Source organism: Nitrosomonas marina, from assembly GCF_900111605.1.
GTDB classification, from domain to species: Bacteria; Pseudomonadota; Gammaproteobacteria; order Burkholderiales; family Nitrosomonadaceae; genus Nitrosomonas; species Nitrosomonas marina_A.
The window spans coordinates 1-1,120 of the sequence record NZ_FOIA01000090.1 but is presented as its reverse complement, the minus strand read 5'-3'; the positions used below and the strand labels follow the sequence as shown (position 1 = coordinate 1,120).

General features: G+C 43.6%; 1 protein-coding gene. It reads right to left on the bottom strand.

Going from position 1 to position 1,120, the window contains the following annotated elements; all coding sequences use genetic code 11:
* Positions 1 to 73: 73 nt before the first annotated feature.
* On the bottom strand, positions 74 to 907 hold the full coding sequence (locus BMY62_RS15880) for a hypothetical protein (RefSeq protein ID WP_090662265.1): 834 nt from the start codon (positions 905 to 907) through the stop codon (positions 74 to 76).
* Between the last annotated feature and the right edge of the window lie 213 nt (positions 908 to 1,120).

The window sequence follows — 1,120 nt, the reverse complement described above, 5'->3', positions numbered from 1 at the left end:
GAACAAATAAAGTAAAAAGACAACTCGTCATGCGTTGGAAAAATCTGTGTTCACATTGGACCGGAATCAGTGTTCAACTTCGCCAGAATATGCAAAAAAAATATTTCCAGCTGATTTCCAAGCGTTCGCCCAATGTAGGTGGGAAAATAGCTATGACTTTGGGTAGGGCGTCGAGCTGTTTTAGAGCTTCGTATTCAAATTTCAAGCCTGGAGTGTCGCCTAATATAATGACTACAACCCGAGCTTGTTTTATCAATTGTTTTACCCGTTGTCGCCATTCTTCATTGAGAACATATTCCCTTGCAGCCCCTGCTGGCGGCATGTTTTCCCCAGGCCGTCCGATTGCGATGAGCGGTCCGTATGAAGTCAACTGTTTTTCAAGAGTTTCTTCCAATGTCCATAATGTGGGTGCTAATAATCGACGAACCATGGCACCTTGACCATCGTTGCGTAGTATGGGTGTCATATCGTCGGCAAATGAGCGTAATAACAGGATAGGTTGCCGTGCATCAATATGACCAATGGATGCAAGCGACAAAGTGTCATGACTTTTGGCTACCGCAATTAACCGTAATCCGGTCAATAAGCCAATTAAAGCTAAAATAAATAGTGCGAGAAGCCAACCGATTTCTGTTCGCGATTCGAAATACAGATAACTAAATGGGCTAAATACGGTTCCAAAACATAGCCAAACTGCGAACCAATACAGCATCCCCTTGGTAAAGACCTTGGCGAAAAACATTTGTAGGTTTAATTTCCATCGCTGTCGCCTAGTTAAACGGGGAGCTAGTTTGAGCGCATTTTGTCGATATCGTAATACTATGATTAGGGCGATAAAATAGAGCGATGCGGCAGCACCCATAGCATATACTAAATAGCGTGAATTTTCGGCCATCGCTAATTGCATATTTTTCCTGCGTTCAAATTGTTTGTGATTCTCGTTGCTATCTTGAACAGATTGTAAAGTTAATTTACCTCCGGCAGAGCCGGAGGCTTATCGCTTGAGCCCCTCAAAGGGGCTGTTGGTTAGCCGCTAAAGCGGCGTGTCTATATCCAGCGTCATTTGCTCAATACGCTCATCTTCTTTTTCCTGCTCCCGTATATATGCTCTTACCATTTC